The 1,118-nt window shown below is 61.1% G+C and carries 3 protein-coding genes; all 3 read left to right on the forward strand.

Annotation, left to right across the window (positions count from 1 at the left end; translation table 11 throughout):
* The coding region (locus TR36_RS16350) for a Hint domain-containing protein (RefSeq protein ID WP_192841365.1) at positions 1-342 on the forward strand (342 nt) is incomplete at its 5' end.
* On the forward strand, positions 245-616 hold the full coding sequence (locus TR36_RS16355; RefSeq protein WP_082714995.1) for a Hint domain-containing protein: 372 nt from the start codon (positions 245-247) through the stop codon (positions 614-616). The genes TR36_RS16350 and TR36_RS16355, both read left to right, overlap by 98 nt.
* Complete coding sequence (locus tag TR36_RS16080; RefSeq protein ID WP_237763600.1) at positions 508-1,089, forward strand: hypothetical protein; 582 nt, start codon at positions 508-510, stop codon at positions 1,087-1,089. The genes TR36_RS16355 and TR36_RS16080 overlap by 109 nt, the downstream gene beginning before the upstream one ends.
* Positions 1,090-1,118: the final 29 nt, after the last annotated feature.

The following is a 1,118-nucleotide window of genomic DNA, read 5'->3' on the forward strand; positions in this document are numbered from 1 at the left end:
TTTGACAGCAGCGAAGTGACGTATACCGCCACCTCCGATGCTTACAATGACTACCTTTCCTTCTCGTCGCTCTACGCAACGGCCGAAGCGGCACAGGCCAGCTTCTGCTTTACCGCCGGAACGTCCATCCTGACGCAGGACGGCCTGCGTTCGGTCGAGGATCTGAAAGTTGGCGACATGGTCATGACCCGCGACCACGGCGCACAGCCGCTGATCTGGGTCGGCAAGACCGAGACGATCGGCGTTGGCCCCCTTTGCCCCCGTCGTGATCGAGGCCGGTGCATATGGCAACACCAAAGACCTGACGGTTTCGCAACAGCACCGCATGCTGATCGAGGGTGAAACCGCTGAAATGCTGTACGGTGAGGCAACCGTTCTGGTTGCGGCAGCGCACCTCGTGAACGGCACGACCGTCCGTATCGCACCGCGTGGCAAGATCTCCTACTACCACATCGCATGTGCGGCACATGAGGTGATCNTTGCCGAAGGCGCCGCAACCGAGACCATATGGAAACGGGTGGATATGTGGGCGGATTCTGTGGCGGTGCGCCTTCGCTGCGGGCGGTGTTTCCCGATCTGCCGGACAGGGCAGCCCGATGCGAAACTGCAGGCGTGATGGGGCCGATGGTGGGAATGCTGGGGGCGGCACAGGCCCAGATGGCACTGGCCGTTCTGATCGGCATACACCCCTCGCCCCTGGGCCAAATATTGCGGTTTGACGGATTACGGCCTTCCACCTTCCGCTTTGACGGGGTCGCCGAACCGCAAAGCGGCCCCCGCTTTGTTGCCCGCACCGATCTGACACCGCAGGATCTGGTCATCGAACTGCGGGATGCCACCGAAGCCCCCGTTCCTGCCGTTCCCTGGGCCGTACGCAACGGGGTGCAGCTGGTAAAAAACACATCCCTCGCCTCGGTCGTAGGGTTCCTGGAGCTGACGCGGTCGGCTCAGGTCATCAACAACTCATTATTCGAGCCGTTCCTTGTCTTCGGTATCGCGGCGGTGCTGTATTTCGCCGTCTGCTATCCGCTGTCGCTCTGGAGCCGCATTTTGGAAAGGAAGCTCAATGCCGGCCGCCGTCAAGCTTGAGAATGTTGTTAAGAGGTTTGGCGCCCTGG

This window comes from Falsirhodobacter sp. alg1 (genome assembly GCF_000739715.2).
Taxonomy (GTDB): domain Bacteria; phylum Pseudomonadota; class Alphaproteobacteria; order Rhodobacterales; family Rhodobacteraceae; genus Falsirhodobacter.